Here is a 26,461-nt window from a genome sequence, read left to right as displayed (position 1 = left end):
CCTTCCTATGGGGAAGGAAGGGCCACATCCGTTTCAGCTGCCCACTTCAGGCCCCCGCAGCAGCGCCTTCTTGATTTCTTCCAGCGCATTGGGGTCATCCAGCGTGGACAGATCGCCCGGATCGGTGCCCTGCGCCAGCGCCTGCAGCGAGCGTCGCAGCAGCTTTCCAGAACGCGTCTTGGGCAAGGCATTGACGATGTAGACGCGCGCCGGACGCGCCACTGCGCCCAGGTTGTGCTCCACCGCGCGACGCATGCCGTCTGCGGCGGCGACGCGCTCGTGCGGTTCTTCGGTGTTTTTCCGCAAAGTGGCGAACACCACCGGCACCTGTCCCTTCAGTTCGTCGTGAACACCGATCACCGCTGCCTCGGCGACCCCGCCGTAACCGGAAACCGATTCCTCTATCTCGCGCGTGCCGAGCCGATGGCCGGCCACGTTGATCACATCGTCGGTGCGCCCCAGGATGAAGGTATAACCGTCTTCGTCGCGGATCGCCCAATCCAGAGAGCTGTACAGCAGCTCCTTGAAGTGGCTGAAATAGCTGCTTACGAAGCGCGCATCGTCGTTCCAGATCGTGGTCATGCACCCGGGCGGCAACGGCGGTTCGATCACCAGCACGCCTTTCCGGTTGACCGCCACTTCGACGCCGTCGTTCTCGTCGATCACTTTCATCCGGTAACCGAGATTCGGAAACCCAGGCGAGCCGAACTTGACCGGCTTCATGTCCAGGCCCGGCAACAAGGTGATCGCCGGCCAGCCGGTTTCGGTCTGCCAGTAGTTGTCGATGACCGGCTTGCCCAGCGCGTCATGGATCCAGTGCGCGGTGGGCTCGTCCAGCGGCTCGCCGGCCAGGAACAGGTACTGCAGTTTCGAGAGGTCGCAATTGCGGATGAAGGACGCATCGTGCTTCTTCAGCACGCGGATAGCCGTAGGCGAAGAGAACATGGTGCGCACGCCATACTTCTCGCACAGCGACCACCAGATGCCGGCGTCGGGACTGAAGGGCAACCCTTCGTACAGCAGCGATGTGGCCCCACCGATCAACGGTCCGTACACGTTGTAGGAATGACCCACGGCCCAGCCCACGTCGGAAGTGGAGAACATCGCCTGCCCCGGGGCGACGTCGAACACGGTACGCATCGACAAAGCCAGCGCCACCGCATAGCCGCCCACATCGCGCTGCACGCCCTTGGGTTTGCCCGTGGTTCCTGAGGTGTAGAGCAGATAGCTGGGCTCGTTGGATTCCAGCCATTCCACCGGCACCTCGGCGTCGCCGACTTCCGCGCGCAGCGTGGCGTAGTCGATGTCTCGTCCTTCGACCTTCGGCAGCGCCGGATCGAGTCCGCGCGAGACGATCAGCACCTTGGGCGGCGGAGATTGCGACTGCGCGCAAGCCTGGTCCACCAGCGCCTTGTACGGCAGCACCTTGCCGCCGCGCATGCCGGCATCGGCGGCGATCAGCAGTTTCGGCGTCGCATCGTCGATGCGCAGCGCCAGGTTGTGCGCGGCGAACCCACCGAACACCACCGAATGCACCGCGCCGATGCGCGCGCAGGCCAGCATGGCGAACACCGCCTCGGCCATATTGGGCATGTAGATGACTACGCGGTCGCCTCGGCCGACATCGAGTTTCTTCAGGATCGCCGCGAACGCATTGACCTCGCGATGCAACTCGGCATAGGTGATCTCGCGGGTGACGTTGGTTTCGGTGGAGATGGCGACCAATGCCAGCTGATCGGCGCGTTCGGCTAAGTGGCGATCGACCGCGTTGTAGCAGAGGTTGGTTTCGCCGCCGACGAACCATTGACGGAACGGCGGATTGGAGTAGTCCAGGATGCGCTGCGGCGGCCTATGCCAATGGACGGCCTTGGCTTCCTCGGCCCAGAAGGCCTCGGGTTGTTCGATCGAACGGCGATAGGTCTCTTCGTAACCCATGTCGGCGGCCCTGGGTGTATTCACTCCGCGGAGCATAGACCCGCGAAGCGCGCGCAGCCGCCCTACCATGGTCTTAGTCTCCACCATGGGCCTTGGCCTTGGCTCTGGCTTCGCCCCCTTTGGAAAAGGGGGCTACGGGGGATTTGCTCTTGCCCTTAATTGGAGCAACAACAAAGTCAAACGCAAAAGCAAATCCCCCTCAATCCCCCTTTTTCAAAGGGGGAGGCGCACCATCGGCTGCGGAAAGTTCACGGGCGTCAGAAACAACGACGCCGGGCAAGCCCGGCGTCGCAGGTTTCCTTGATTGCGAAGATCAGCCCAGCAAATGCGCCACGCCGGCACGCTCTTCTTCCAGCTCGGCCAGGGTCTTGTCCATGGCGGCGCGGCTGAAGGCGTCCACTTCCAGGCCTTCTACACGGGTGTATTCCCCATTGGCGGTGATCACCGGCACGCCGTACATCACGCCTTCCGGAATGCCGTAGCTGCCGTCGGACGGCACGCCCATGGTCACCCACTTGCCGCCGCTGCCCAGCACCCAGTCGTGGATGTGGTCGATGGCCGCGTTCGCTGCGGATGCGGCCGAGGACAGGCCGCGCGCTTCGATGATCGCCGCGCCGCGCTTGCCCACCTGCGGAATGAACGCGTTGGCGTTCCAGTCGGCGTCGTTGATCTTGTCCTTGAGAGAAACGCCATTGGCGGTGGCGAAACGGTAGTCCGGGTACATGGTCGGGCTGTGGTTGCCCCACACGATCAGCTTCTCGATATCGCCCACCGCCACGCCGGCCTTGTTGGCCAGCTGCGACAGCGCGCGGTTGTGGTCCAGGCGCAGCATCGCAGTGAAGTTCTTGGCCGGCAGGTCCGGCGCCGACTTCATGGCGATGTAGGCATTGGTGTTGGCCGGGTTGCCCACCACCAGCACCTTGACGTTGCGGCTGGCGACCTTGTTCAACGCCGCGCCCTGGGCGGTGAAGATCTTGGCGTTTTCCAGCAGCAGGTCCTTGCGCTCCATGCCCGGGCCGCGCGGACGCGCGCCGACCAGCAGGGCCACGTCTGCGTCCTTGAACGCCACTTCCGGATCGTCGGTGCCGACCATGCCGGCCAGCAGCGGGAACGCGCAGTCTTCCAGCTCCATCATCACGCCCTTCAGCGCGGCCTGGGCCTTGTCGATCGGCAGCTCAAGCAACTGCAGGATCACCGGCTGGTCCTTGCCCAGCATTTCGCCGGAGGCGATGCGGAACAGCAAGGCGTAACCGATCTGGCCGGCGGCGCCGGTGACGGCAACTCGTACGGGGGTCTTCATGGTGAAACTCCGGGAATGGGGAATAGGGAAAAGGGAATTGAAGAAGCAGGCGTGGAGTTTTCGTTTTTACGACTCTCCATTCCCGATTCCCCATTCCCAGTTTTATTTCAATTCAGCGAAGAATTCCTGGATCCGCTGCAAGCCCGGCGCCAGCTGCGGCGTCGGACAGGTATAGCTGATCCGCAGCGCGCGCGGCTCGCCGAAGGCCGAACCCGGCACGCAGGCCACGCCCTTGGCTTCCAGCAGCGCATTGCAGAAGTCGATGTCGTTGTTGATGACGGCACCATTGTGCGACTTGCCGAAGGCAACGCTGATGTCCGGGAACACGTAGAACGCGCCCTGCGGACGCGGGCACACCACGCCCGGTATTTCGGCGAGCGCGGCCATGACCTGATCGCGCTTGCCCTGGAATTCCAGGTTTTTTGCTTCGGTCACGTCCTGCGGGCCTGACAGCGCGGCGATGGCAGCGGCCGTGGTTACTTCCGGAATGTTGGTGATGTGGTTGGAGTTGAGCGTGGTCACCGCTTGCGCGATGGCCTCGGGGCCTGCCATGAAGCCCACCCGCCAGCCCGGCATGCCGTAGGTCTTGGACAGCGAATCGACGAACACCGTGCGCGTGCGCAGTTCCGGGCGCGCCTGCACGAAGTTGTAGTACTCCAAACCGTCGAACAGCATGCGGTTGTAGATGTCGTCGGTGATGATCCAGGTATCCGGATACTTCGCCAGCACATCGGCCAGGGCGATGATCTCTTGCTTGGTGTAGACCATGCCGGTCGGATTGGAAGGGTTGTTGAACAGGAACACCTTCGGCTTGGTGGCCAGCGCGGCGTCGAGCTGGGCGACGGTGAGCTTGTAGTCCTGGCTGGCCGGGCACGGCAGCTCCAGGATCCTGGCGTTGACGATCTCGGCGATGTCGACGTAGGTGGTCCAGTACGGCGCCGGGAAAGCGATGGTATCGCCTTCGTCCAGCAGCGCTTCGGCCAGGTTGTAGAGCACATGCTTGGCGCCGATGCCGGTGGACAGATTGGCGCGGGTGTAGCCGGTCAGGCCCAGGTCTTCCATGTGTTTCAGGAACGCGTCCAGCAGCGCATCGGCGCCGCGGTTGGAACCGTACTGTCCCGAGTCCTTGGCCAGCGCATCGCGCGCAGCCTGGTAGACGTGTTCGCCGGGCAGGAAATTGGGAACGCCGATGGAGAAACTGATGATGTCGCGACCGGCGGCCTTGAGCTTCTTGGCCTTTTCTGCGACCGCCATGATCGCGCTGGGCTTGGCGCGGCCCATGCGTCCTGCTAACTGGAGCATTGCAAACCTCGTGGGGTGAGGGAACGGACTGGCTGCCGCGGACCGTTTATTGCGGCGCAAAATTTTAGCATGGACCGCTGGCCGGCTTGCCGTTGCGGGAGGGGCCAAAACCCCTCCCACGCCAGCCCGATCGCCTCAGGCGCTGAGGTGACGGTTCCACTCGGCCACCCGGTCGGCGTTGGCGGCCAGTACGGCCGATGCATCGCCTTCGATCTTCACCGAGTTGATGGCATCGCCGCCGGCCACGCTGTCCACCACGTCCAGGCCTTCGAGGACCTTGCCGAACACGGTGTGCTTGCCGTCCAGCCACGGAGTGGGCACGTGGGTGATGAAGAACTGGCTGCCGTTGGTGTTGGGGCCGGCATTGGCCATGGACAGCACGCCACGGTCGTGGCGCACGCCATTATTGGTTTCGTCCTCGAAGCGGTAGCCCGGGCCGCCGCGGCCGGAACCTTCAGGGCAGCCGCCCTGGATCATGAAATCCGGAATGACCCGGTGGAAGCTGAGGCCGTCGTAGAAGCCGCGCTGGGCCAGGTTCACGAAATTGGCCACCGTCAGCGGGGCCTTGTCGGGGTACAGCTCGATCTTGATGGGGCCGCGGGCGGTGTCGAAGGTGGCGGTGAGTTGGGTCATTTTGAAGGTCTCAGGCGGTGGATTAGGAATTTGGTGGCGAGCCAGGCGACTCGGATCGCCCAAACGCAGCCAATGGCAAGCATTATCCCTGCCCCAACCAACAAGGGCTTGGCAAAACCGGACAGGGGCCCGGCCGCCAGCGGATGGCCGGGGGTGAACCACAGGAACAGTGCGAAGCCCAGCAAAATCGCTCCGGACGACTGGTAAGCAACCACGGCGAGCAGGGATTTTAGGGGGAATCCCGAAGGGGCCAAGCGGTTCATCTTGAGTCCTCTGGCAGAGGGGCGAGTTAAAGTACGTTCGTAGTCCCAACCCGCTATAATACGCGGCTTCCTTCCCTACCCCGAGCGCGGCTCCAAAATCGCGTCTTTCGTCATGTCCATTCAGAACCTCCGCAATATCGCCATCGTCGCCCACGTCGACCACGGCAAGACCACCCTCGTAGACTGCCTGCTCAAGCAGTCGGGCACGTTCAGCGAACGCACGGTCACCACCGAGCGGATGATGGACAGCAACGACCAGGAAAAGGAACGTGGCATCACGATCCTGTCCAAGAACACCGCCATCAACTGGCAGGGCAACCGCATCAACATCGTCGACACCCCCGGACACGCCGACTTCGGCGGCGAAGTGGAGCGCGTGCTGTCGATGGTCGATTCGGTGCTGATCCTGGTCGATGCGATGGACGGCCCGATGCCGCAGACCCGTTTCGTCACCCAGAAGGCTTTCGCGATGGGCTTCAAGCCGATCGTGGTGGTCAACAAGATCGACCGCCCGGGCGCGCGTCCGGACTGGGTGATCGACCAGGTGTTCGACCTGTTCGACAAGCTGGGCGCGACCAACGAACAGCTCGACTTCCCCATCGTCTATGCCTCGGCCCTGCACGGCTACGCCAGCCTGGACGACGCCGCCCGCGAAGGCGACATGACCCCGCTGTACGAAGCGATCATGAAGCATGTCTCGCCGCCGGACGTGGACCGCGAAGGTCCGTTCCAGATGCGCGTCAGCCAGCTGGACTACAACAACTTCGTCGGCCTGATCGGCGTCGGCCGCATCCAGCGCGGCAAGGTGCGCACCAACATGCCGGTCAGCGTGGTCGACCGCCACGGCAAGAAGCGCCAGGGCAAGGTGCTGCAGGTGCTCGGCTTCCTGGGCCTGGAGCGCATCGAGGTGGAGGAAGCCGAAGCGGGCGACATCGTCGCCATTTCCGGCGTGGCCGACCTCAGCATCTCCGACACCATCTGCGCGCTGGATACGCCCGAAGCGCTGCCCGCGCTGACCGTCGACGAGCCGACCATCTCGATGACCTTCCAGGTCAACAACTCGCCGTTCGCCGGCAGCAAGGAGCACAGCGGCGGCAAGTTCATCACCAGCCGCCAGATCCGCGAACGCCTGGAACGCGAAACCCTGCACAACGTGGCGCTGAAGGTCGAGGAAGGTTCGGACCCGGACAAGTTCCTGGTCTCCGGCCGCGGCGAGCTGCACCTGTCGGTGCTGATCGAAACCATGCGCCGCGAAGGCTTCGAGCTGGCCGTGTCGCGCCCGGAAGTCATCATCAAGGAAATCGACGGACAGCAGATGGAGCCGGTGGAGCAGCTGGTCGTCGATATCGAAGAGCAGCACCAGGGCGGCGTCATGGAAAAGCTGGGCGTCCGCAAGGGCCAGCTGAAGAACATGGAGCCGGACGGCAAGGGGCGCGTACGTCTGGACTACATGATCCCGGCCCGCGGCCTGATCGGTTTCCAGAACGAGTTCCGCACCTTGACCCAGGGTTCGGGCCTGCTGTTCCACGTGTTCGACCACTACGGTCCCAAGGAACAGGGCGCCATCGCCAAGCGCCAGAACGGCGTGATGATCGCCAATGCCGCCGGCGCCACCCCGGCCTACTCGCTCGGTCCGTTGGAAGAGCGCGGCAAGCTGTTCGCCGCCGAAGGCGACAACGTGTACGAAGGCCAGCTGATCGGCATCCACTCAAAGGACAACGATCTGACCGTCAACGCCATCAAGACCAAGCCGCTGACCAACATGCGCGCTTCGGGCAAGGACGACGCGATCAAGCTGACCCCGGCCATCAAGTACACGCTGGAGCAGGCGCTGGACTTCATCGAGGACGACGAGCTGGTGGAAGTCACTCCGAAGGAAATCCGCCTGCGCAAGAAGTTCCTCAGCGAAAGCGACCGCAAGCGCGCCTCACGCGCCGCCTGATCGGACCTGTCCAGTAGCGCGTCGCAGTAGTGACGGAAACCGCCTACAACCCGGCTCCGCAAGCGCATCCGGGTTTGCATGTGCTGGCCCTGTTCGAGGGCCTGAAGGGCCTGCTGGCCCTGGTTGCGGCCGCCAGCCTGGAAGTGCTGGGGCCGCAGCCGCTGCGCAATGTGATCGCCGCGCTGATCGCCAAATTCAACCTCAATCCCGATCACGGCACCCTGCCTTCGTTGCTCGACGCCATCAACCCCGGCGCCGTGCATCTGGCGGTGGCGGTCGTGTCGCTTTACGCCGTCTGGCGCCTGGTCGAGGCCTGGGGTCTGTGGCGGGCCAAGGCATGGGCTTCCTGGCTGGGCTGCGTGGGTACGGCGGCCTATCTGCCGCTGGATGTGTACGCGCTGTACCACCACCACGGCTGGCACACCTGGGCGGTGCTGGTACTCAACCTCATCGTGGTGGCGGTGCTGGCGCGCGACCTGGTCAAGCGGCGTGCGTCCGCCAACATCGAGATTGCGCGTTCCGCGGATGCTGAGTAGCCTGCCTGCGCCCTTCTCGCAGGACGAAACTCAATGCGGCGCATACCGCTTCTGCTGGCCATCACGCTCGCCCTCGGCGCCTGCAGCCCCAAAGCGCCCGATGCCGCCTCCCCTTCGGCGACAGAACCTACCGATTTCATCTTCGCCGAAGCCGACATCAGCGACCTGCAGACCCGCATGCAGAAGGGCGAACTGGACAGCCGCGCCCTCACCCAGGCCTACCTGAACCGCATCGCCGCCATCGACAAGGCCGGGCCGACGCTCAATGCGGTGATCGAGATCAATCCGGACGCGCTGAAGGAAGCGGCCCTGCGCGATGTCGAACGCAAGACCAACTCCGTTCGCGGCCCATTGCACGGCATTCCGATCCTGCTCAAGGACAACATCGGCGCCACGCCCATGGCCAACTCCGCCGGCTCGCTGGCGATGAAGGACTTCCGCCCCGCCAACGACGCGTTCCTGGTACGCAGGCTGCGCGAAGCCGGCGCCGTGATCCTGGGCAAGACCAACCTCAGCGAATGGGCCAATTTCCGTTCCACCCGCTCCACCTCCGGCTGGAGCGGCCGCGGCGGACAGACGCGCAATCCTTATGCCCTGGACCGCAATCCCTGCGGCTCCAGTTCCGGCAGCGCGGTGGCGGTATCGGCGAATCTTGCCGTGGCCGCGATCGGTACCGAGACCGACGGCAGCATCATCTGCCCCGCTGCTATGAACGGGCTGGTGGGATTGAAGCCCACCGTCGGCCTGGTGAGCCGCGACGGCATCATCCCCATTTCCTTCAGTCAGGACACTGCGGGCCCGATGACCCGCAACGTCTCCGACGCCGCCTATTTGCTGACAGTTCTGGCGGGCCGCGACAACGACGACCCTGCGACCGCCAATACCGCCTGGAACACCACGTTGGACTACCACTCGCATTTGAACGCCAATGGACTGAAAGGCGCGCGCATCGGCGTGATGCGTAGCAAGCTGTCGATCCATCCCGATGCCGCCGCGGCGATGGAAGTGGCTATCAAGACCATGCGCGAAGCGGGCGCGACCGTCGTCGATGCCGAGATCCCGACCGACGGGCAATGGTCGGACGACGAAAACATACTGTTGCTCTACGAATTCAAGGCCGGCCTGGAACGCTACCTGCAGAAGCACGATGCGCCGCTCAAGACCCTGTCGCAGTTGATCGGCTACAACCAGCAGTACCCCACTTCGGAAATGCCGTTCTTCGGGCAGGAATTGTTCGAGCAGGCCAACGCCAAGGGCGGACTGGGCGACATGGAATACATCAGCGCCCGATCGCGCGCGCGCCGCCTTGCCGGCCCCGAAGGCATCGACGCCGCGCTCAAGGCGCAGCAGCTGGATGCGTTGATCGCTCCGGCCACCGGCCCGGCCTGGGTGACCGATCCGCTGACCGGCGACCACTTCCCCGGCGCCGGTTATGGCGCTGCGGCCGTGGCCGGCTATCCCAGCCTGACCATTCCGATGGGCAGCAGCAACGGGCTACCGCTGGGGATCGTTTTCATGGGCACCGCCTGGAGCGAGCCGCGGCTCATCGAATTGGGCTATGCCTACGAGCAACTCACCGGTGCGCGCATGCCGCCGCAATACCTGCCCAGCGTGACCGTCGCGCGCAAACCTGCGCGGTGAAGCGACGCGCCGATCAGAGACGCGTCGATCAACCACAATCAGCCCATCCGTCTAAGGATGGGCAACAGCAAATTCGCGCAGACGAATTATCGCGCTGCGGGTGCGGCCAGCTGGTTCTGCTTGCGCACGATCGACATCGCGATCTCCAGCGACTGCTCGTAATTCAGGCGCGGATCCACCGTGGAGCGGTAAGCGCGTTCCAGATCCACGTCGGTGAGTTCGCGCGCGCCGCCGGTACATTCGGTCACGTCTTCGCCGGTGAGCTCCAGATGCACGCCGCCCAGGCGGGTGCCGGCGGCGGCGTGCAGGTCGAACGACTGCTCCACTTCGCCGCGGATATTGTCGAAGCGGCGCGTCTTGTAGCCGTTGGACGTGCTTTCGGTATTGCCGTGCATCGGATCGCACACCCACAGCACGCGGCGGCCGTCGCGGCGCACCGCATCCAGCAGCGGCGGCAGCTTCTCGGCGATCTGCGCCGCGCCCATGCGATGGATGAAGGTCAGGCGACCCGGCTCGTCTTCCGGATTGAGGATGTCGATCAGGCGCAGCAGCTGGTCGGGATTCACCGACGGTCCGACTTTCAACGCGATCGGATTGCGAACGCCGCGCAGGTATTCCACGTGCGCGCCGTCCACCGCCGCGGTGCGCATGCCGATCCACGGGTAGTGCGTGCTCAGGTTGAACCAGCCCCACTGGCGCGGCACTTCGCGGGTCAGCGCTTCTTCGTACGGCAGCAGCAGGGCTTCGTGCGAAGTGTAGAAATCGATGCGGTTGAGGTTGTGCACTTCCGAACCGGCCAGCGTTTCCATGAAACGCACCGCATCGCCGATGGAAGTGGCCATCTGCTGGTATTCGTTGGCGTTGGGCGAGTAGCCCACCCAGTTGAGGTTCCAGTATTCGGGATGATGCAGGTCGGCGAAGCCGCCATCGATCAGCGCGCGCACGAAATTCATGGTCATCGCCGAACGTGCGTGCGCCTTGATCATGCGGCGCGGATCGGGGATGCGCGCTTCTGCGGTGAATTCCGGCTGGTTGACCAGGTCGCCGCGGTAGCTCGGCAAGGTCACACCGTCACGGGTTTCGGTGTCGGTCGAACGCGGCTTGGCGTACTGGCCGGCGAAGCGGCCTACGCGCACCACCGGCAGACGCAGACCGTGCACCAGCACCAGGCTCATCTGCAGCAGCACTTTCAGACGGTTGGAGATCAGGCCCGATTCGCAATCGCTGAAGCTCTCGGCGCAATCGCCGCCCTGCAACAGGAAACGCTTGCCTTCCTGCGCCTCTGCCAGTTGCTTCTTCAGCGAGAAAATTTCCCACGAGGTCACCAGCGGCGGCAACTGGCGCAGTTCGCCCAGCGCCGATTCCAACGCCTCCGCGTCCGGATACGTGGGCATCTGCACCGCCGTGCGCGAACGCCAGGAAGCGGGCGCCCAGTCGGTGGGAAGATTCACGGCACGGAGATTGCGGTCGGTATTGCTCATAGTGGGGCTACTTGATCTGCTGTCACTCAGCGGATCACCATGTTGCCAGATTGATGCGCCGCGTCAAAATGTCGTTACGCTTGCAACTTACGCCGGCCGAATGCGGCGAACAGCGCCCAGGCCAGCAAGGCCAGGAACCAGGCCAGGCTCCATTCCGGCATCGACAGACCCAGGAAGCTCCAGTCCACCACCGCGCACTCGCCCGAACCGGTGAATACCTTGCGCAGCACGTCGGCGAAAGGGAACGCTTCCATCATGTACGCCAGGTCCGGACCGCAGGCCGGCACCTTGTCGGCGGGCAGGTGCTGCAGCCAGACGTGGCGTCCGGCCACTGCCAGGCCCAGCGCCGAGGCCACCAGCGCCAGCCCACCGTAGACGCCGCGACCACGCGGACCGCGCGGCGAATGCAAGCCGCCAATCAGGAATACGACCGCCAGCAGCAGGAACGCGCCACGCTGGAAGGTGCACAGCGGGCAGGGATTGAGGCCGAGGTAGTACTGCGAATAGAAGGCGAAGCCCAACAGGGCGATGCAGACGGCGAAACCGGTCAGAAATTGGGCGCGGAACGACCAGCGGAAAGGATTCATGGCAAGCCTGCTCGGAAACGATGGCCGCCATTATCTCCGCATGGACTCGTATCGGCACATGCCACAAGTGCCGGCTGGCCGGCCAACTCATGCCGGCGGCCAGAAAAACAAAACCCCGGCCAGGCCGGGGTCTGTGTATCGCTTACTGCAGGCTTGGATTACTCAGCCGACAGTGCCGCCGCTTCCGGACGGTCCAGCAGTTCGACATACGCCATCGGCGCATTGTCGCCGGAGCGGAAGCCGCACTTGAGGATGCGCAGGTAGCCGCCCGGACGCGACTGGTAGCGCGGGCCCAGGGTGGTGAACAGCGTACCCACCGCTTCCTTGTCGCGCAGACGCGCGAAAGCAAGGCGGCGATTGGCGACGCCATCGACCTTGGCCAGGGTGATGAGCGGTTCCGCGACGCGGCGCAGTTCCTTGGCCTTGGGCAGGGTGGTGCGGATCAGGCCCTGCTTGATCAACGAAGCGGCCATGTTGCTGAACATCGCCTGGCGATGGGCGCTGGTGCGGCTGAATTTGCGGCCGGCTTTCTGGTGGCGCATGGTCTTGATTCCTGGTTAATGTTGATGCTGTTGGAGTTCGCTGTCGCCTTCATGGCGTTGGTGCTTGGACTGCGGATGGCCCTGGCCCGTTCGTCCTGATCGGGCATCGCCGCGCACCTTCGGGCGCGTCGGCGTTGTGTTGCGGTTTCAACCGGATCCCCGCAGTTGTTGCGGGGACCCGTTACAGCTATCGGATCAGCCCAACATGCCGTGCTGGGAAACGCCGGCCGGCGGCCAGTTTTCCAGCTTCATGCCCAGGGACAGGCCGCGCTGCGCGAGGACTTCCTTGATCTCGGTCAACGACTTCTTGCCGAGGTTCGGGGTCTTCAACAGTTCGACTTCGGTCTTCTGGATCAGGTCGCCGATGTAGTAGATGCTCTCGGCCTTGAGGCAGTTGGCCGAACGCACGGTCAGCTCCAGGTCGTCGATCGGGCGCAACAGCACCGGATCCACGCCGCTGGCGGCCGGCTTGGCCGCACCGCGGTCGCGGTGGGTGAAGTCGCCGAACACCGACAGCTGGTCGCTGAGGATGTCGGCGGCGGTGCGCACGGCTTCCTCGGCGTCGATGGTGCCGTTGGTTTCGATTTCCAGGACCAGCTTGTCCAGGTCGGTGCGCTGCTCGACGCGTGCGGCTTCCACCGCATAGGCGACGCGGCGGACCGGCGAGAACGAGGCGTCCAGCATCAGACGGCCGATGGCGCGGGTCTCTTCGTCCGGACGGCGACGGGCGGCGGCCGGCTGATAGCCGAAACCGCGCTCGATCTTCAGGCGCATGTTGATCGCCGTGTCCTTGGTCAGGTTGCAGATGACCAGTTCCGGGTTGAGGATTTCGACGTTGTGGTCGGTCTTGATGTCCGCGGCGGTGACCACGCCCGGGCCCTGCTTGGCCAGGGTCAGGGTGGAGCTGTCGCCGGTGTGGATGCGGATGGCGACGTCTTTCAGGTTCAACAGGACTTCAAGCACGTCTTCCTGCAGGCCTTCGATGGTGCTGTATTCGTGCAGAACGCCGTCGATCTCGACTTCGGTGATCGCGAAGCCGGGAATGGACGAGAGCAGCACGCGACGCAGCGCGTTGCCCAGGGTGTGGCCGTAGCCGCGTTCCAGCGGCTCGATCACGACCTTGGCGCGATTGTCGCCAAGGCGTTCGATTTGCGGGCCGCGGGGGCGCAGCACCTGCTGTGTGGTAACCGTCATGTTGCTTGGTCTCCTGCAAATCCCCGGCTGATCCGGGGATTCGTGATGGGATTACTTCGAGTACAACTCGACGATCAGCGCTTCGTTGATGTCGGCAGGCAGATCTGCGCGATCCGGCACGGCCTTGAACACGCCGCTGAACTTCTTCGAGTCCACTTCAACCCACGAGGGGCTGAGGTCCATCTGTGCGGACACGGTCAGCGATTCCTGGACGCGCAACTGCTTCTGCGCCTTTTCGGAAAGCTCGATCGCGTCGCCGGCCTTGACCTGGTAGGACGGCAGGTTCACCGACTTGCCGTTGACCAGCACGCCGCGGTGCGAAACCAGCTGGCGGGCCGAGGGACGGGTGATGGCGAAGCCCATGCGGTAGACGACGTTGTCCAGACGGGTTTCCAACAACTGCAGCAGGTTCTCGCCGGTGTTGCCCTTCTTGGTCGAGGCCTTCTTGTAGTAGTTGCGGAACTGACGCTCCAGCAGGCCGTAGATACGCTTGACCTTCTGCTTTTCGCGCAGCTGGGTGGCGTAGTCGGACAGCTTGCCCTTGCGGGCGGTAGCGCCGTGCTGGCCGGGCTTCTGCTCCAGCTTGCACTTGGAATCCAGCGCGCGCGCCGGGCTTTTAAGGGAAAGATCGACGCCTTCGCGGCGGGCGAGCTTACAGGTAGGACCAATATAACGAGCCATTTCTCTTCAGCTCCTCAGACGCGACGCTTTTTGGGCGGGCGGCAACCGTTATGCGGGATAGGCGTAACGTCGATGATGTTGGTGATTTTGTAACCAACGTTGTTGAGCGAACGCACCGCGGACTCGCGGCCCGGGCCGGGGCCCTTGATGCGTACTTCCAACGACTTCAGACCGTAGTCCAGTGCGGCGCGGCCGGCCTTTTCGGCGGCGACCTGCGCTGCGAACGGCGTGGACTTGCGGGAACCGCGGAAACCCGCGCCGCCCGAAGTGGCCCACGACAGCGCATTGCCCTGGCGATCGGTGATGGTGACGATGGTGTTGTTGAAAGAAGCGTGGACGTGGGCGACGCCGTCGGTGACGACGCGCTTGATCTTCTTCTTCACTTTTGCTGCTGCTGGTTTGGCCATGATGCGCGCCCCTTACTTCTTGATGGCTTTGCGCGGACCCTTGCGGGTGCGTGCATTGGTACGGGTGCGCTGGCCACGCAGCGGCAAGCCACGGCGATGGCGCAGGCCGCGGTAGCAACCCAGGTCCATCAGGCGCTTGATCGCCATACCCACTTCGCGACGGAGGTCGCCTTCGACGATGAACTTGCCGATTTCGGCGCGCAGGCGCTCGACTTCCGGCTCGGACAGGTCACGGATCTTGGTGGTGGAAGCCACGCCTGCGGTTTCGCAGACCTTCTTCGACCGGGTACGGCCTATGCCGTAAATGCTCTGCAACCCGACCCAGACATGCTTCTGGGCAGGCAGGTTGACACCTGCAATACGCGCCATGACGCGACTCTCCAACTGTGTTTGATGGCCCGATTGCAGGCAAATCCGTGAGGATTCGGTGCAAGCCGGCGGAGTGAACTACGAATTTTAACAAGATCTCGGGTTTCTGGGAAGCCCTGGCAGACCGAAGCCTGCCAGAACCACGGCATGGGGAGTGTGCCCATGCTCCGGCGCCGGAACCGGCCTGATCCGGGTCGATGTCCGGCTTTCGCCTTCCTTCGTCCCTTCCCGTCCCGCGCTACTCTTGCGCAGGAACTGGCTGATTCTCACCCGCGCACGAGATCGCTGCACGGGCCGCCCATCTAAGTCGCCGGCCCCGGAGCGTCCGCCCCGCGAGCCTGCTGGTGTTGTTTCTAGCCCCGCGCCAAACCGCCGCGCGAGCCGCCTTTCAGGTTCGCCTTCTTCAACAGGCTTTCGTACTGGTGCGACATCAGGTGCGCCTGGACCTGGGCGATGAAATCCATCACCACCACCACTACGATCAGCAGCGAGGTGCCGCCGAAGTAGAACGAGGTGCCCAGCTGGGTGCGCATGATTTCCGGCAACAGGCAGACTGCGACCAGGTACAGCGAACCGACCGCGGTCAGGCGGGTCAACACCGCGTCCACGTAGTCGGCGGTCGCCTTGCCCGGACGGATGCCCGGAATCAGCGCGCCCGACTTCTTCAGGTTATCGGCTGTTTCCTGCGAGTTGAACACCAGCGCTGTATAGAAGAACGCGAAGCCGATGATCATCGCCGCGAACACGATCATGTGCAGCGGCTCGCCCGGCGCCAGCGCCTGGGAGATGCGCTGCAGCCACACGGTCGAGGTGGACTGGCCGGACCACAGCGCCAGCGTGGCCGGGAAGGCCAGGATGCTGGAAGCGAAGATCGGCGGAATCACGCCAGCCATGTTGAGCTTGAGCGGCAGGAACGAGGTCTGGTTCATGTACGCGTTGCGGCCGCCCTGGCGTCTGGCGTAATTCACCGTGATGCGGCGCTGCCCCCGCTCCATGAAGACGACGAAGTAGGTGAATGCCGCTACCGTCAAGACGATCAGGATCAAGGCGATGGCGCTGATGGTGCCGTTGCGGAAAGCCTCGACCGTATTGATCACCGCCACCGGCAAGCCGGCCACGATGCCCGCGAAGATGATCAGCGACACGCCGTTGCCGACGCCGCGCTCGGTCACCTGCTCGCCCACCCACATCAGGAAGATGGTGCCTGCCGTCAATGCCACCACCGCGGTCAGCACGAAGCCCATGCCCGGGTTGTACACCACCGGCATGCCGTTCGGCGCAATCTGGTTCTGCAATGCGACCGCGATGCTGCCGCCCTGCACCACCGCCAGCAATACCGCGCCCATGCGCGAATACTGGGTGATCTTGCGGCGGCCGGATTCGCCTTCCTTCTGCATCGCCTTCAGCGACGGGAAGATGTGCACGGCCAGCTGGAACACGATGGACGCCGAGATGTAAGGCATCACGTTGAGCGCGAAGATGCTGAAGCGGTGCAAGGCGCCGCCCGAGAACATGTTGAACATGTCCACGATGCCGCCGCCCTGCGCCTGCATCATCGCCAGCATCGCATCGGGGTTCACGCCGGGAACCGGAATGAAGCAACCGATGCGGTAGACGATCAGCGCACCGACCACGAACAGCAGACGCTGGCGCAGTTCGGTGAACTTGCCCAACCCGCCTACGCCGCCTGCGTTGCCTTGCGCCATTCGTCGATTACTCCTGCACGCTGCCGCCGACGGCTTCGATCGCCGCCTTGGCACCGGCCGTGGCAGCGATGCCCTTCAGCACGAACTTCTTGGTCAGCTCGCCCTTCTTGACGATCTTGGCGCGCTTGGCCGAGGTCGGCACCAGCTTGGCGGCACGCAGCGCGGCGAAATCGATCTCGCCGGCTTCGAGCTTGTCCAACTGGTAGGACAGCACTTCGGCGCAGTCCAGCTTCAGCTTCGACCGGAAGCCGACCTTGGGCAGGCGCTTGATCAGGGGCATCTGGCCGCCTTCGAACTTGGCCTTGATCTTGCCCTTGCCCGAACGCGCGAACGAACCCTTGTGGCCGCGGCCGCAGGTCTTGCCCAGGCCCGAACCGATGCCGCGTCCGACGCGCTTGGGTTCGGTGCGGGCGCCTTCGCCCGGCTTCAAAGTATTGAGATGCATATCGATTACTCCTCGACGCGCACGAGGTAGTGAACCTTGTTGATCAGGCCGCGTACCTGCGGGCTGTCCTTCAGTTCACGCACATCGTTGAGCTTGTTCAGGCCCAGCGCCTTCACCGACAAGCGGTGGATGCTCTGGGAACCACGCAGGCCGCGCACCAGGCGGACCTTGACCGTACCGGTCTTGTTGGACTCACTTGCCATAATTGAGTTCCTCGATCTTCTTGCCGCGCTTGGCCGCGATGCGGGTCGGCGACTGCATGTCGCCCAGGCCCTTCAGCGTGGCGCGCACCAGATTGATGGGGTTGCGCGAACCCACGGCCTTGGCCAGCACGTTCTTCACGCCCACCGCTTCCAGCACGGCGCGCATGGCGCCGCCGGCGATCACGCCGGTACCTTCGGAGGCCGGCTGCATGTACACACGCGCCGCGCCGTGGCCGGCCTTGACCGGGTGCCACAGGGTGCCGTTGTTCAGGTCGACATTGAGCATGCCCTTGCGTGCGTACTCCATCGACTTCTGGATGGCGACCGGCACTTCGCGGGCCTTGCCGTAGCCGAAACCGATCTTGCCGTTGCCGTCGCCCACCACCGTCAGCGCGGTGAAGGTGAACTGGCGACCGCCCTTGACCGTCTTGCTGACGCGGTTGACCGCGACCAGCTTCTCGATCATGCCGTCGTCTACTTTCTCTTCGCGGTTGCGGTCGCGATCACGACCCCGCGGTGCACGTTGTTCTTCAGCCATCTGCGTATTCCTTTGATGAGTAAGTGATTACGGCTGAGCCGCTTATGGTTGTGGAATGGAACGGTGGACCGCAGTCGCGCGCAAAAGTCGCGGTGCGTCCGACAGAATCCCCTGTCGGCGGGTCAAAGCGTGGGGACGGGCCCCAGCTGTTTCAATATGCGTGCGTCAATCAGAACTGCAGGCCGGCCTCGCGGGCGGCGTCGGCCAGGGCCTTGATGCGGCCGTGGTAACGGTAGCCCGAACGGTCGAAGGCGATCTTCTGGATACCGGCGGCAACGGCACGTTCGGCGATGACCTTGCCCACGCGGGCGGCGGCTTCGCTGTTCTTGCCGCTCTTCAGGCCTTCCTTGACGTCGGCCTGCAGCGTGTTGGCCGCGACGATGACCTTGGAACCGTCGGCGCTGAACAGCTGCGCGTACAGGTGCTGGCCGGTGCGCAGCACCGACAGGCGCGGCACGCCGAGCACACGGATGTGGGCGCGGGTGCTCTTGGCGCGGCGGAGACGGGCGTTGTTCTTGATGCTCATGATCTTGATCCTTGGGAAGCGGATAGGCCTTAGGCCTTCTTGGCTTCCTTGCGAATGATGACTTCGTCGGAGTACTTCACGCCCTTGCCCTTGTAGGGCTCCGGCGGACGGAAACCGCGAATCTTGGCGGCCACTTCACCGACGCGCTGCTTGTCCGAACCCTGCACCAGGATTTCGGTCTGGGTGGGCGTGGAAATGGTGATGCCTTCCGGGGTCTTGAACAGCACCGGGTGCGAAAAGCCCAGCGACAGGTTCAGGTCCTTGCCGGCCATGGCGGCGCGGTAACCCACGCCCACCAGTTCGAGCTTGCGCTCGAAGCCTTCGGACACGCCCTTGACCATGTTGGCCAGGATCGCGCGGATGGTGCCGGTGATGGCGTCGTCGGCCGGGGTGGCCGGGGACAGGTTCAGCACGCCGTCTTCGAGCTTGATCTCGACGCCGGCCGGCTTGGCCAGAGACAGGCTGCCCTTGGCGCCCTTGACGCTCAGGGTATCGTCCTGGTTCTTGAACTCGACGCCCTTCGGCAGGGTGATCGGCTGTTTGGCTACACGGGACATACGTTTACTCCCTTAAGCCACGAAGCACAGGACTTCACCGCCGACGCCCTGCTGGCGCGCCTGCGAGTCGGTCATGATGCCCTTGGAGGTGGAAATGATGGCGACGCCCAGGCCGTCCAGCACCTTGGGCAGATCGGCCTTGCCGCTGTACTTGCGCAGGCCCGAACGGGACACGCGCGTCAGACGCTCGATCACCGGCTTGCCTTCGAAGTACTTCAGCACGATCTCGAGCTGCGGCTTGTTGTCGACGGTGTTGACGCGCGAATCGGCGATATAGCCTTCGGCCTTCAGCACGCCGGCGATGGCGACCTTGATGTTGGAAGACGGCATCTTCACCGTCGGCTTGCCTACAGCGGCCGCATTCTTGATGCGGACCAGCATGTCGGCGATGGGATCAGTCATGCTCATTGCGTATTACCCTTTGAGTAGCACCGATATCCGCTTTCGCGAAAATCTTAGGTTGGGATTAGGGATTGGAGATTCGGGATTGGGAAAAGCGCTTTCGCCAATCCCGAATCTCCAATCCCTAATCCCGGCTTTCTTACCAGCTGGCCTTGCGCAAGCCGGGAACGTCGCCGTTCATCGTCGCCTTGCGCAGCATGTTGCGGCCCAGGCCGAACTTGCTGTAGACGCCGCGCGAACGGCCGGACAGCGCGCAACGGTTGCGCTCGCGGCTCGGCGACGAATCGCGCGGCAGCTTCTGCAGCTTGGTCACGGCTTCCATTTTCTCTTCGTACGAAGCGGTCGGGCTGGAGATGGTCTTCTTCAGCGCTTCGCGCTTGGCGGCGTACTTCTTGGACAGTTTGGCCCGCTTGATGTCGCGGTTAACCATTGAGGTCTTTGCCATGCTCAGGTTTCCTTGGCGAATCAGTTGCGGAACGGGAATTTGAAAGCTTCGAGCAACGCCTTGGCTTCGGCGTCGGTCTTGGCGGTGGTGGTGATGGCGATATCCATGCCGCGGACAGCGTCGACCTGGTCGAAGTCGATTTCCGGGAAGATGATCTGTTCCTTCACGCCCATGTTGTAGTTGCCGCGCCCGTCGAACGAACGGCCCGACACGCCGCGGAAGTCGCGCACGCGCGGCAGCGACACGTTGACCAGGCGATCGAAGAATTCGTACATCTTCGCGCGGCGCAGGGTCACCTTGCAGCCGATCGGCCAGCCGTCGCGGATCTTGAACGAAGCCACGGAAACGCGCGACTTGGTGGTGATCGGCTTCTGGCCGGTGATCTTGGCCAGGTCGGCGACCGCGTTCTCCAGGATCTTCTTGTTGGTCGCGGCTTCGCCCACGCCCATGTTGATGGTGATCTTGGTGATGCGCGGCACTTCCATCGGATTGGCGTAGCCGAACTTCTCGGTCAGGCTGGGAACAACCTGTTCCTTGTAGAACTTTTCGAGACGGGTGGTCATGACTTCATTCCTTAGGCGTCGAGCGCCTCACCGCTGGAGCGGAACACACGCAATTTGCGTCCATCCTCCAGCACCTTGAAACCGATACGCTCGCCCTTGCCGGAAGCCGGGTTGAACAGCGCGATATTGGAGATGTGCATCGAAGCTTCACGCTCGACCACGCCGCCGGCGACGCCCGCCTGCGGATTCGGCTTGGTGTGGCGCTTGATGATGTTGACGTTGGAGACGATCACGCGATCGCCGTCCACACGCACCACGTCACCACGCTTGCCCTTGTCCTTGCCGGCGATGACGACCACCTGGTCGCCCTTCTTGATACGGTTCATATATAAGTCCTCGGCTCAGAGCACTTCAGGCGCGAGCGAAACGATCTTCATGAACTTCTCGGAACGCAGCTCGCGGGTTACTGGCCCGAAGATGCGGGTACCGATCGGTTCCTGCTTGTTGTTGAGCAGCACGGCCGCGTTGCCGTCGAAACGGATCAGCGAACCGTCCGCACGGCGCACGCCCTTGCGGGTACGCACCACGACGGCGTCGTAGACTTCGCCCTTCTTGACCTTGCCGCGCGGGATGGCGTCCTTCACGGTCACTTTGATGATGTCGCCAATGTGCGCGTAACGGCGCTTGGAGCCGCCCAGCACTTTGATACACATCAGTTCCTTGGCGCCGGAGTTGTCGGCCGCGTCAAGGTAGCTCTGCATCTGGATCATGATTCAGGTTTCCTTGTTAGACGGCCGCACGGGTGACGATTTCCACCACGCGCCAGTTCTTGGTCTTGGACAGCGGGGCGATCTCCACCACGCGGACCACGTCGCCTTCGTTGCAGGCGTTGTCGGCGTCGTGGGCATGCAGCTTGGTCGAACGGCGGATGTACTTGCCGTACAGCGCATGCTTGACCTGACGCTCCACCAGCACGGTGACGGTCTTGTCCATCTTGTTGCTCACGACGCGGCCTTCGACCGTGCGCTGAGATTTCTCTTTGTTGTCGCTCATCACGGCGGTCCTTACTTCTTGCTGCCGAGCAGGGTCTTGACGCGAGCGATCTCGCGGCGAACCCGACGGGTTTCATGGGTCTTGGGCAGCTGACCGGTGACCTGTTGCATGCGCAGGGAGAACTGCTCCTTGCGCAGGTCGGTCAGGTGTTCGTTCAGCTGGTCGGCCGACTTCTCGCGGAGTTGTTTGAGTTCCATTAGCGCACCGTCCGGGTAACGAAAGTGGTGGTCACGGACAACTTGGCGGCCGCCAGGCGGAAAGCCTCGCGTGCGATTTCCTCGGTGACGCCTTCGATTTCATAAATCATGCGGCCCGGCTGGATCTGAGCCACCCAATATTCCACGTTGCCCTTACCGGAGCCCATGCGGACCTCGATGGGCTTCTTGGTGATCGGCTTGTCGGGGAACACGCGGATCCACATCTTGCCGCCACGCTTGACGTAACGGCTGATGGAACGGCGCGCGGCCTCGATCTGGCGCGCGGTCAGCTGACCGTGCGCAGTGGCCTTCAGGCCGTACTCGCCGAAACTGACGAGATTGCCGCTCCAGCTCAGGCCGTCGTTGCGGCCTTTGTGCTGCTTGCGGTACTTGGTACGTTTTGGTTGCAACATGGCCGATTACCTCGCGTCACGGTCACGGGCCGGACGCGACGGACGTTCGCTGCGCTCGGGGCGCGCTTCGTCCTGCTTTTCCTGGCCAATCTGGGAGAAGTCGAACACTTCGCCCTTGTAAACCCACACCTTGATTCCGATGATGCCGTAGGTGGTCTTCGCCTCGGCAAAACCGTAGTCGATGTCGGCGCGCAGCGTGTGCAGCGGCACGCGACCTTCGCGGTACCACTCCGAACGGGCGATTTCCGCGCCGTTCAAGCGGCCACCGACGTTGACCTTGATGCCCAGGGCGCCAAGGCGGATCGCGTTGCCGACCGCGCGCTTCATCGCACGGCGGAACATGATGCGGCGCTCGAGCTGCTGGGCGATCGACTCGGCAACGAGCTGCGCGTCCAGTTCCGGCTTGCGCACTTCGGTGACGTTGATGTGCGCCGGGACGCCCATCAGGTCGCTCACTTCCTTGCGCAGCTTCTCGATGTCCTCACCGCGCTTGCCGATCACCACGCCCGGACGGGCGGTGTGGATGGTCACGCGTGCGGTGTTGTTGGGACGCTCGATCAGGATCTTGGAGATGCCTGCCTGCGCCAGCTTCTTGCGCAGCATTTCGCGCACCTTGAGGTCGGCAGCCAGGTACTCGGCATACAGGCCCTTCTTGGCGAACCACTTGGAGTTCCAGTCCTTGGCGATGCCCAGGCGGAACCCGATCGGATGAACTTTATGACCCATCGTTTTTTCCTTCCGCCTTTACTTGCCTGCGCCCACAACCACAGTGATGTGGCTGGTGCGCTTGAGGATACGGGTGCCGCGGCCCTTGGCCCGGGCCATGAAACGCTTCAGCGACGGACCTTCGTCGACCATGATGGTCACGATCTTCAGTTCGTCGACGTCTGCGCCCTGGTTGTTCTCGGCATTGGCGATCGCCGACTCAACCACTTTCTTGATCATGTGCGCCGCTTTCTTGTCCGAGAACTTCAGCAGGTTGACGGCGCGTTCGGCCGACAGGCCGCGCACCTGGTCGGCGACCAGGCGGGCTTTCTGTGCGGAGATGCGCGCGGTGCGCAGGATGGCTTTGGCTTCCATGGTCATCTCCTTAACGCTTGCCCGGCGCGGCTTTCTTGTCGCCACCGTGACCCTTGAAGGTACGGGTGACGGCGAATTCGCCGAGTTTGTGGCCGACCATGTTCTCGTTGACCAGCACCGGGATATGGTTCTTGCCGTTGTGCACGGCGATGGTGAAACCCACCATTTCCGGCAGAATCATCGAACGACGCGACCAGGTCTTGATCGGACGCTTGCTGCCACCGGCGGCCTCCACCTTCTTGATGAGGTGATGGTCGACGAATGGGCCCTTCTTGAGTGAACGTGCCATGGTCGATTAGCCCCTACGATCGCGGACGATGAATTGCTGGGTGCGCTTGTTATGGCGCGTCTTGTAACCCTTGGTCGGTACGCCCCACGGGGTGACCGGATGCGGGTTGCCCTGGCCGGCCTTGGCCTCGCCACCGCCGTGCGGGTGATCGACCGGGTTCATGGCCGCGCCGCGAACGGTCGGCTTGATGCCGCGCCAACGCTTGGCACCGGCTTTACCCAGCTTCTCGAGGCTGTGCTCGGTGTTGCCGACTTCGCCGATGGTCGCGCAGCATTCGATCTGCACCTTGCGCATTTCGCCGGAGCGAAGACGCAGCGTGGCGAAACCCTGCTCGCGTGCGACCAGCTGCACGCCGGCGCCGGCGGCACGGGCGATCTGCGCGCCCTTGCCCGGCTTCATCTCGATGGCATGGATCGTGGTGCCGACCGGAATGTTGCGCAGCGGAAGCGTGTTGCCGGCGCGGATCGGGGCGTCGCTGCCCGCGATGACCTGGTCGCCCGCCTTCAGGCCCTTCGGCGCGATGATGTAACGGCGTTCGCCATCGACATAGCAAAGCAGCGCGATGTGGGCGGTGCGGTTCGGATCGTATTCGATGCGCTCGACACGGGCGGGAATGCCGACCTTGTCGCGCTTGAAGTCGATCAGACGGTAGTGCTGCTTGTGGCCACCACCGATGTGACGGGTGGTGATGCGGCCGTGGTGGTTGCGGCCGCCGCTCTTGCTTTGCGGCTCGAGCAGCGGTGCGTGCGGCGCGCCCTTGTGCAGGTCGGGCGTCACGACGCGGACCGCGGAACGGCGGCCGGGCGAAGTGGGCTTGAATTTCATTAATGGCATGGGATGTTCCTCAGGCCTTGGCGGTTACGTCGATGGCCTGGCCTTCGGCCAGGCGCACATACGCCTTGCGCCAGCTGCCGCGGCTGCCGGTGCGGTTACGGAAGGACTTGTTCTTGCCCTTGACGTTCAGCACGTTGACGCCTTCGACCTTGACGTCGAACAACTGCTCGACCGCAGCCTTCACTTCGGCCTTGGTAGCGGTGCTCGAGATTTCAAAGACGTATTGGTTGGAGACTTCCTGCAGGCGAGCGGTCTTCTCGGAAACCCGGGGAGCGCGCAGCACGCTGAAGATTTTTTCGTTGCTGATTTTGACGGCGGTGCTCATGCCAGCCACTCCTCGATCTTCTTGACCGCATCGGCGGTGATCACCACGGTATCGGCGCCGACCAGCGAAGCCGGATCCAGGCCCTGCACATCGCGCACTTCCACGTAGGGAAGATTGCGGGCCGACAGGTACAGATGTTCCGAAGCCTCTTCGGTGACGATCAGCGGACGGCGACCGACTTCCAGGCCCTTGAGCTTGGCGATCAGGCCGGCGGTCTTGGCCGAATCGACGTCGAACGAGTCGACGACCATCAGACGGCCCTGACGGTTGAGTTCCGACAGGATGGCCTTCATCGCCGCACGGTACATCTTGCGGTTGACCTTCTGCTCGAAGCTGCGCGGCTTGGCCGCGAAGGTCACGCCGCCGCCCACGAAGATCGGAGCGGTCAGGGCGCCGTGACGTGCACCGCCACCCTTCTGCTTCTTGGACTTCTTGGTGGTGCCGTTGACTTCCGAGCGCGTCTTCTGCGCCTTGGTGCCGGCGCGCCCCGCATTGCGGTACGCGACCACGACCTGGTGGACCAGGTCTTCACTGAATTCGCGGCCGAACACTTCGTCGGAAACCGACAATTTGTTGGCGCTGCCTGTGATGGCAAGTTCCATCATCGTTCTCCCTTATCCCTTGCTCGACGGACGCACGATCACGTCGCCGCCCGGGGCGCCCGGAACCGCGCCACGAATGGCGATCAGCCCGCGCTCGACATCGACTTTCACGACTTCCAGATTCTGCGTGCTCTGGTTCACCGCACCCATGTGGCCGGACATCTTCTTGCCCGGAAACACGCGACCCGGCGTCTGGCGCTGACCGAGCGAACCCGGCTGGCGGTGCGACAGCGAGTTACCGTGGGTAGCGTCGCCCATGGTGAAGTTCCAGCGCTTGATGGTGCCCTGGAAGCCCTTACCCTTGGTCACGCCCTGGACGTCGACCTTCTGGCCCACTTCGAAGATGTCGGCCTTGATTTCGCCGCCGACGGTGAAGTCGCCCAGCTTGTCGGCTTCCACGCGCAGCTCCCACAAGCCACGACCGCCTTCGACCTTGGCCTTGGCCAGATGACCGGCTGCCGGCTTGTTGATCAGCGCGGCGCGGCGCGTGCCCACCACCACCTGCACGGCGCTGTAGCCGTCGGTTTCGGGGGTCTTGAGCTGGGTGATGCGGTTCGGGGTTGCTTCGATCAGGGTGACCGGGATGGACTTGCCATCTTCGGTGAACACCCGGGTCATGCCAGCCTTGCGGCCGACCAGACCCAACGAATATTTCTTCGCGGTCATGTCAGTGGCCTCAGGTCAGCTTGATCTGGACGTCGACGCCGGCAGCCAGTTCGAGCTTCATCAGCGCGTCCACGGTCTTGTCGTTGGGGTCGACGATGTCGAGCACGCGCTTGTGCGTGCGGGTCTCGTACTGGTCACGCGCGTCTTTGTCGACGTGCGGCGAGGTCAGAATGGTGTAGCGCTCGATCTTGGTCGGCAGCGGGATCGGGCCGCGCACTTGCGCGCCGGTCCGCTTGGCCGTTTCTACGATCTCGCTGGCCGAACGGTCGATCAGGCGATGATCGTACGCTTTGAGCCGGATCCGGATCTTTTGGTCCGCCATGACGGAGTTTCCTTGGTTAAAAGAGCGACGGGCGCGGCCTCTGGGATGCCTTGCCCCTGATTGATCTTGCTGTTTATTTCCCCGCTAGCCGCTGCTGGAACCCGCGACCGCCTGTGGGGATTCATCCTGAAAAGCTAGGCGGCCCGGTAAACCGGCCCGCCCAGACAGAAAAGTATAAGACGCGTGAACCGCCCCGTCAATAGCGGGGGTGCCAATTCTGGCTATCACGCGACATTTCCTTGTCTGGCGAACACGAGGCGCTTCCTGCACCTCTTTTCGCGGTAACCGGCGACCTCCCAGGAGGCGCTGGCGGATACTGCAACAACACGCCCGACCTGAAAGCCGGGCGCGAATCATACACTTAGTTTTGGAGCTTTGCCAGCATCTTGGCGGCTTGTTTGTGGATCCCCGCCTACGCGGGGATGACGACCTGACAAAGCCGGTTGGGCCATGGCCCAACCGGGTCAGGGCGTCACTTGATGATCTTGGCCACCACGCCGGCGCCGACCGTACGGCCGCCTTCGCGGATCGCAAAGCGCAGG

38 protein-coding genes are annotated in these 26,461 nt (G+C 63.5%); 3 read left to right on the top strand and 35 right to left on the bottom strand.

Features of this window, described 5'->3' with window-relative positions:
• Nucleotides 1-33: 33 nt before the first annotated feature.
• The 5 genes from prpE to CSC73_RS14940 all read right to left on the bottom strand — a co-directional run bounded on the left by prpE (nucleotide 34) and on the right by CSC73_RS14940 (nucleotide 5,433).
• Complete coding sequence (gene prpE, locus CSC73_RS14960) at nucleotides 34-1,935, bottom strand: propionate--CoA ligase (protein ID WP_163841893.1); 1,902 nt, start codon at nucleotides 1,933-1,935, stop codon at nucleotides 34-36.
• A gap of 313 nt (nucleotides 1,936-2,248) precedes the next feature.
• The gene (locus CSC73_RS14955) at nucleotides 2,249-3,235 is read right to left on the bottom strand and encodes a malate dehydrogenase (protein WP_163841735.1); all 987 of its coding nucleotides are present in this window, start codon (nucleotides 3,233-3,235) and stop codon (nucleotides 2,249-2,251) included.
• Between the two features lie 102 nt (nucleotides 3,236-3,337).
• Entirely contained in the window at nucleotides 3,338-4,537 is a 1,200-nt protein-coding gene (locus CSC73_RS14950; protein WP_163841733.1) for an aminotransferase class I/II-fold pyridoxal phosphate-dependent enzyme, read from the bottom strand.
• A gap of 135 nt (nucleotides 4,538-4,672) precedes the next feature.
• Complete coding sequence (locus CSC73_RS14945) at nucleotides 4,673-5,170, bottom strand: peptidylprolyl isomerase (RefSeq protein ID WP_163841731.1); 498 nt, start codon at nucleotides 5,168-5,170, stop codon at nucleotides 4,673-4,675.
• Nucleotides 5,167-5,433 (bottom strand): hypothetical protein, encoded by a 267-nt coding sequence (locus CSC73_RS14940; protein ID WP_163841729.1) that lies wholly within the window; start codon nucleotides 5,431-5,433, stop codon nucleotides 5,167-5,169. Before CSC73_RS14940 ends, CSC73_RS14945 begins: the two co-directional genes overlap by 4 nt.
• A gap of 112 nt (nucleotides 5,434-5,545) precedes the next feature.
• On the opposite strand from CSC73_RS14940, the gene typA reads away from it, so the two are divergent.
• The 3 genes from typA to CSC73_RS14925 are packed head-to-tail and all read left to right on the top strand — an operon-like array spanning nucleotide 5,546 to nucleotide 9,552.
• Nucleotides 5,546-7,375, top strand: coding sequence for a translational GTPase TypA (gene typA, locus CSC73_RS14935; RefSeq protein WP_163841728.1), 1,830 nt, complete (start codon nucleotides 5,546-5,548; stop codon nucleotides 7,373-7,375).
• Between the two features lie 29 nt (nucleotides 7,376-7,404).
• Complete coding sequence (locus CSC73_RS14930; protein WP_163841727.1) at nucleotides 7,405-7,911, top strand: DUF2127 domain-containing protein; 507 nt, start codon at nucleotides 7,405-7,407, stop codon at nucleotides 7,909-7,911.
• Between the two features lie 33 nt (nucleotides 7,912-7,944).
• Nucleotides 7,945-9,552 carry an amidase gene (locus tag CSC73_RS14925; protein WP_163841726.1) on the top strand — a complete coding sequence of 536 codons (1,608 nt, stop codon included), beginning with the start codon at nucleotides 7,945-7,947 and terminating at the stop codon, nucleotides 9,550-9,552.
• Between the two features lie 86 nt (nucleotides 9,553-9,638).
• Here CSC73_RS14925 and CSC73_RS14920 read toward each other — a convergent pair whose 3' ends face one another.
• The 30 genes from CSC73_RS14920 to CSC73_RS14775 all read right to left on the bottom strand — a co-directional run.
• Complete coding sequence (locus CSC73_RS14920) at nucleotides 9,639-11,033, bottom strand: class II 3-deoxy-7-phosphoheptulonate synthase (RefSeq protein ID WP_163841725.1); 1,395 nt, start codon at nucleotides 11,031-11,033, stop codon at nucleotides 9,639-9,641.
• Nucleotides 11,034-11,107: 74 nt separating this feature from the next.
• Nucleotides 11,108-11,620 carry a disulfide bond formation protein B gene (locus CSC73_RS14915; protein ID WP_163841723.1) on the bottom strand — a complete coding sequence of 171 codons (513 nt, stop codon included), beginning with the start codon at nucleotides 11,618-11,620 and terminating at the stop codon, nucleotides 11,108-11,110.
• Nucleotides 11,621-11,778: 158 nt separating this feature from the next.
• Nucleotides 11,779-12,162 (bottom strand): 50S ribosomal protein L17, encoded by a 384-nt coding sequence (rplQ, locus tag CSC73_RS14910; protein WP_093289970.1) that lies wholly within the window; start codon nucleotides 12,160-12,162, stop codon nucleotides 11,779-11,781.
• A gap of 195 nt (nucleotides 12,163-12,357) precedes the next feature.
• A complete protein-coding gene (locus CSC73_RS14905) occupies nucleotides 12,358-13,356 on the bottom strand; it encodes a DNA-directed RNA polymerase subunit alpha (protein ID WP_093289969.1) in 999 nt (332 codons plus the stop codon).
• Between the two features lie 51 nt (nucleotides 13,357-13,407).
• Nucleotides 13,408-14,037 (bottom strand): 30S ribosomal protein S4, encoded by a 630-nt coding sequence (gene rpsD, locus CSC73_RS14900; protein WP_093289968.1) that lies wholly within the window; start codon nucleotides 14,035-14,037, stop codon nucleotides 13,408-13,410.
• 14 nt (nucleotides 14,038-14,051) lie between these two features.
• On the bottom strand, nucleotides 14,052-14,444 hold the full coding sequence (gene rpsK, locus CSC73_RS14895; RefSeq protein WP_093289967.1) for a 30S ribosomal protein S11: 393 nt from the start codon (nucleotides 14,442-14,444) through the stop codon (nucleotides 14,052-14,054).
• 12 nt (nucleotides 14,445-14,456) lie between these two features.
• Nucleotides 14,457-14,813 (bottom strand): 30S ribosomal protein S13, encoded by a 357-nt coding sequence (gene rpsM, locus CSC73_RS14890; RefSeq protein WP_163841721.1) that lies wholly within the window; start codon nucleotides 14,811-14,813, stop codon nucleotides 14,457-14,459.
• Between the two features lie 353 nt (nucleotides 14,814-15,166).
• On the bottom strand, nucleotides 15,167-16,519 hold the full coding sequence (secY, locus tag CSC73_RS14885; RefSeq protein ID WP_163841718.1) for a preprotein translocase subunit SecY: 1,353 nt from the start codon (nucleotides 16,517-16,519) through the stop codon (nucleotides 15,167-15,169).
• A gap of 7 nt (nucleotides 16,520-16,526) precedes the next feature.
• A complete protein-coding gene (gene rplO, locus CSC73_RS14880; protein ID WP_425502330.1) occupies nucleotides 16,527-16,964 on the bottom strand; it encodes a 50S ribosomal protein L15 in 438 nt (145 codons plus the stop codon).
• A 5-nt stretch (nucleotides 16,965-16,969) separates the two neighbouring features.
• Nucleotides 16,970-17,167, bottom strand: a complete 198-nt coding sequence (gene rpmD, locus CSC73_RS14875; protein WP_163841715.1) for a 50S ribosomal protein L30 — start codon at nucleotides 17,165-17,167, stop codon at nucleotides 16,970-16,972.
• Complete coding sequence (gene rpsE, locus CSC73_RS14870) at nucleotides 17,157-17,705, bottom strand: 30S ribosomal protein S5 (protein WP_093289962.1); 549 nt, start codon at nucleotides 17,703-17,705, stop codon at nucleotides 17,157-17,159. The genes rpmD and rpsE overlap by 11 nt, the downstream gene beginning before the upstream one ends.
• 169 nt (nucleotides 17,706-17,874) lie before the next feature.
• On the bottom strand, nucleotides 17,875-18,231 hold the full coding sequence (gene rplR, locus CSC73_RS14865; RefSeq protein ID WP_163841711.1) for a 50S ribosomal protein L18: 357 nt from the start codon (nucleotides 18,229-18,231) through the stop codon (nucleotides 17,875-17,877).
• A gap of 29 nt (nucleotides 18,232-18,260) precedes the next feature.
• The gene (gene rplF / locus CSC73_RS14860; protein WP_163841708.1) at nucleotides 18,261-18,788 is read right to left on the bottom strand and encodes a 50S ribosomal protein L6; all 528 of its coding nucleotides are present in this window, start codon (nucleotides 18,786-18,788) and stop codon (nucleotides 18,261-18,263) included.
• Between the two features lie 12 nt (nucleotides 18,789-18,800).
• Complete coding sequence (gene rpsH, locus CSC73_RS14855; RefSeq protein WP_163841706.1) at nucleotides 18,801-19,196, bottom strand: 30S ribosomal protein S8; 396 nt, start codon at nucleotides 19,194-19,196, stop codon at nucleotides 18,801-18,803.
• A 133-nt stretch (nucleotides 19,197-19,329) separates the two neighbouring features.
• Entirely contained in the window at nucleotides 19,330-19,635 is a 306-nt protein-coding gene (gene rpsN / locus CSC73_RS14850; RefSeq protein WP_093289958.1) for a 30S ribosomal protein S14, read from the bottom strand.
• A gap of 20 nt (nucleotides 19,636-19,655) precedes the next feature.
• Nucleotides 19,656-20,198 (bottom strand): 50S ribosomal protein L5, encoded by a 543-nt coding sequence (gene rplE, locus CSC73_RS14845; protein WP_093289957.1) that lies wholly within the window; start codon nucleotides 20,196-20,198, stop codon nucleotides 19,656-19,658.
• Between the two features lie 11 nt (nucleotides 20,199-20,209).
• Nucleotides 20,210-20,524, bottom strand: a complete 315-nt coding sequence (gene rplX, locus CSC73_RS14840) for a 50S ribosomal protein L24 (protein ID WP_093289956.1) — start codon at nucleotides 20,522-20,524, stop codon at nucleotides 20,210-20,212.
• Between the two features lie 15 nt (nucleotides 20,525-20,539).
• Nucleotides 20,540-20,908, bottom strand: coding sequence for a 50S ribosomal protein L14 (gene rplN / locus CSC73_RS14835; protein WP_019186153.1), 369 nt, complete (start codon nucleotides 20,906-20,908; stop codon nucleotides 20,540-20,542).
• Nucleotides 20,909-20,924: 16 nt separating this feature from the next.
• Nucleotides 20,925-21,191 (bottom strand): 30S ribosomal protein S17, encoded by a 267-nt coding sequence (rpsQ, locus tag CSC73_RS14830; protein ID WP_163841703.1) that lies wholly within the window; start codon nucleotides 21,189-21,191, stop codon nucleotides 20,925-20,927.
• An 11-nt stretch (nucleotides 21,192-21,202) separates the two neighbouring features.
• Nucleotides 21,203-21,388 carry a 50S ribosomal protein L29 gene (gene rpmC / locus CSC73_RS14825; RefSeq protein WP_162315256.1) on the bottom strand — a complete coding sequence of 62 codons (186 nt, stop codon included), beginning with the start codon at nucleotides 21,386-21,388 and terminating at the stop codon, nucleotides 21,203-21,205.
• Nucleotides 21,388-21,801 (bottom strand): 50S ribosomal protein L16, encoded by a 414-nt coding sequence (gene rplP, locus CSC73_RS14820; protein WP_093289953.1) that lies wholly within the window; start codon nucleotides 21,799-21,801, stop codon nucleotides 21,388-21,390. Before rplP ends, rpmC begins: the two co-directional genes overlap by 1 nt.
• 6 nt (nucleotides 21,802-21,807) lie before the next feature.
• Nucleotides 21,808-22,527 carry a 30S ribosomal protein S3 gene (rpsC, locus tag CSC73_RS14815; protein ID WP_093289952.1) on the bottom strand — a complete coding sequence of 240 codons (720 nt, stop codon included), beginning with the start codon at nucleotides 22,525-22,527 and terminating at the stop codon, nucleotides 21,808-21,810.
• Between the two features lie 18 nt (nucleotides 22,528-22,545).
• On the bottom strand, nucleotides 22,546-22,881 hold the full coding sequence (rplV, locus tag CSC73_RS14810) for a 50S ribosomal protein L22 (protein ID WP_093289951.1): 336 nt from the start codon (nucleotides 22,879-22,881) through the stop codon (nucleotides 22,546-22,548).
• Nucleotides 22,882-22,891: 10 nt separating this feature from the next.
• Nucleotides 22,892-23,170: a 30S ribosomal protein S19 gene (gene rpsS, locus CSC73_RS14805; RefSeq protein WP_093289950.1), complete on the bottom strand. Its 279-nt coding sequence runs from the start codon at nucleotides 23,168-23,170 to the stop codon at nucleotides 22,892-22,894.
• A gap of 6 nt (nucleotides 23,171-23,176) precedes the next feature.
• Nucleotides 23,177-24,004: a 50S ribosomal protein L2 gene (gene rplB / locus CSC73_RS14800; protein ID WP_093289949.1), complete on the bottom strand. Its 828-nt coding sequence runs from the start codon at nucleotides 24,002-24,004 to the stop codon at nucleotides 23,177-23,179.
• 10 nt (nucleotides 24,005-24,014) lie between these two features.
• Nucleotides 24,015-24,329, bottom strand: coding sequence for a 50S ribosomal protein L23 (gene rplW, locus CSC73_RS14795; RefSeq protein ID WP_093289948.1), 315 nt, complete (start codon nucleotides 24,327-24,329; stop codon nucleotides 24,015-24,017).
• Nucleotides 24,326-24,931 (bottom strand): 50S ribosomal protein L4, encoded by a 606-nt coding sequence (gene rplD / locus CSC73_RS14790; RefSeq protein ID WP_163841700.1) that lies wholly within the window; start codon nucleotides 24,929-24,931, stop codon nucleotides 24,326-24,328. Before rplD ends, rplW begins: the two co-directional genes overlap by 4 nt.
• A 12-nt stretch (nucleotides 24,932-24,943) precedes the next feature.
• Nucleotides 24,944-25,597 (bottom strand): 50S ribosomal protein L3, encoded by a 654-nt coding sequence (gene rplC / locus CSC73_RS14785; RefSeq protein WP_163841697.1) that lies wholly within the window; start codon nucleotides 25,595-25,597, stop codon nucleotides 24,944-24,946.
• Between the two features lie 10 nt (nucleotides 25,598-25,607).
• Complete coding sequence (gene rpsJ, locus CSC73_RS14780; RefSeq protein WP_036212661.1) at nucleotides 25,608-25,919, bottom strand: 30S ribosomal protein S10; 312 nt, start codon at nucleotides 25,917-25,919, stop codon at nucleotides 25,608-25,610.
• A 472-nt stretch (nucleotides 25,920-26,391) separates the two neighbouring features.
• On the bottom strand, nucleotides 26,392-26,461 hold a 70-nt coding region (locus CSC73_RS14775; RefSeq protein WP_078536286.1), incomplete at its 5' end, for an EF-Tu C-terminal domain-related protein.

It is taken from the genome of Pseudoxanthomonas sacheonensis (genome assembly GCF_010093305.1).
GTDB classification, from domain to species: Bacteria; Pseudomonadota; Gammaproteobacteria; order Xanthomonadales; family Xanthomonadaceae; genus Pseudoxanthomonas_A; species Pseudoxanthomonas_A sacheonensis.
Note: the sequence above shows the minus strand (reverse complement) of the source record. Positions and strands in the feature narration are given on the sequence as shown.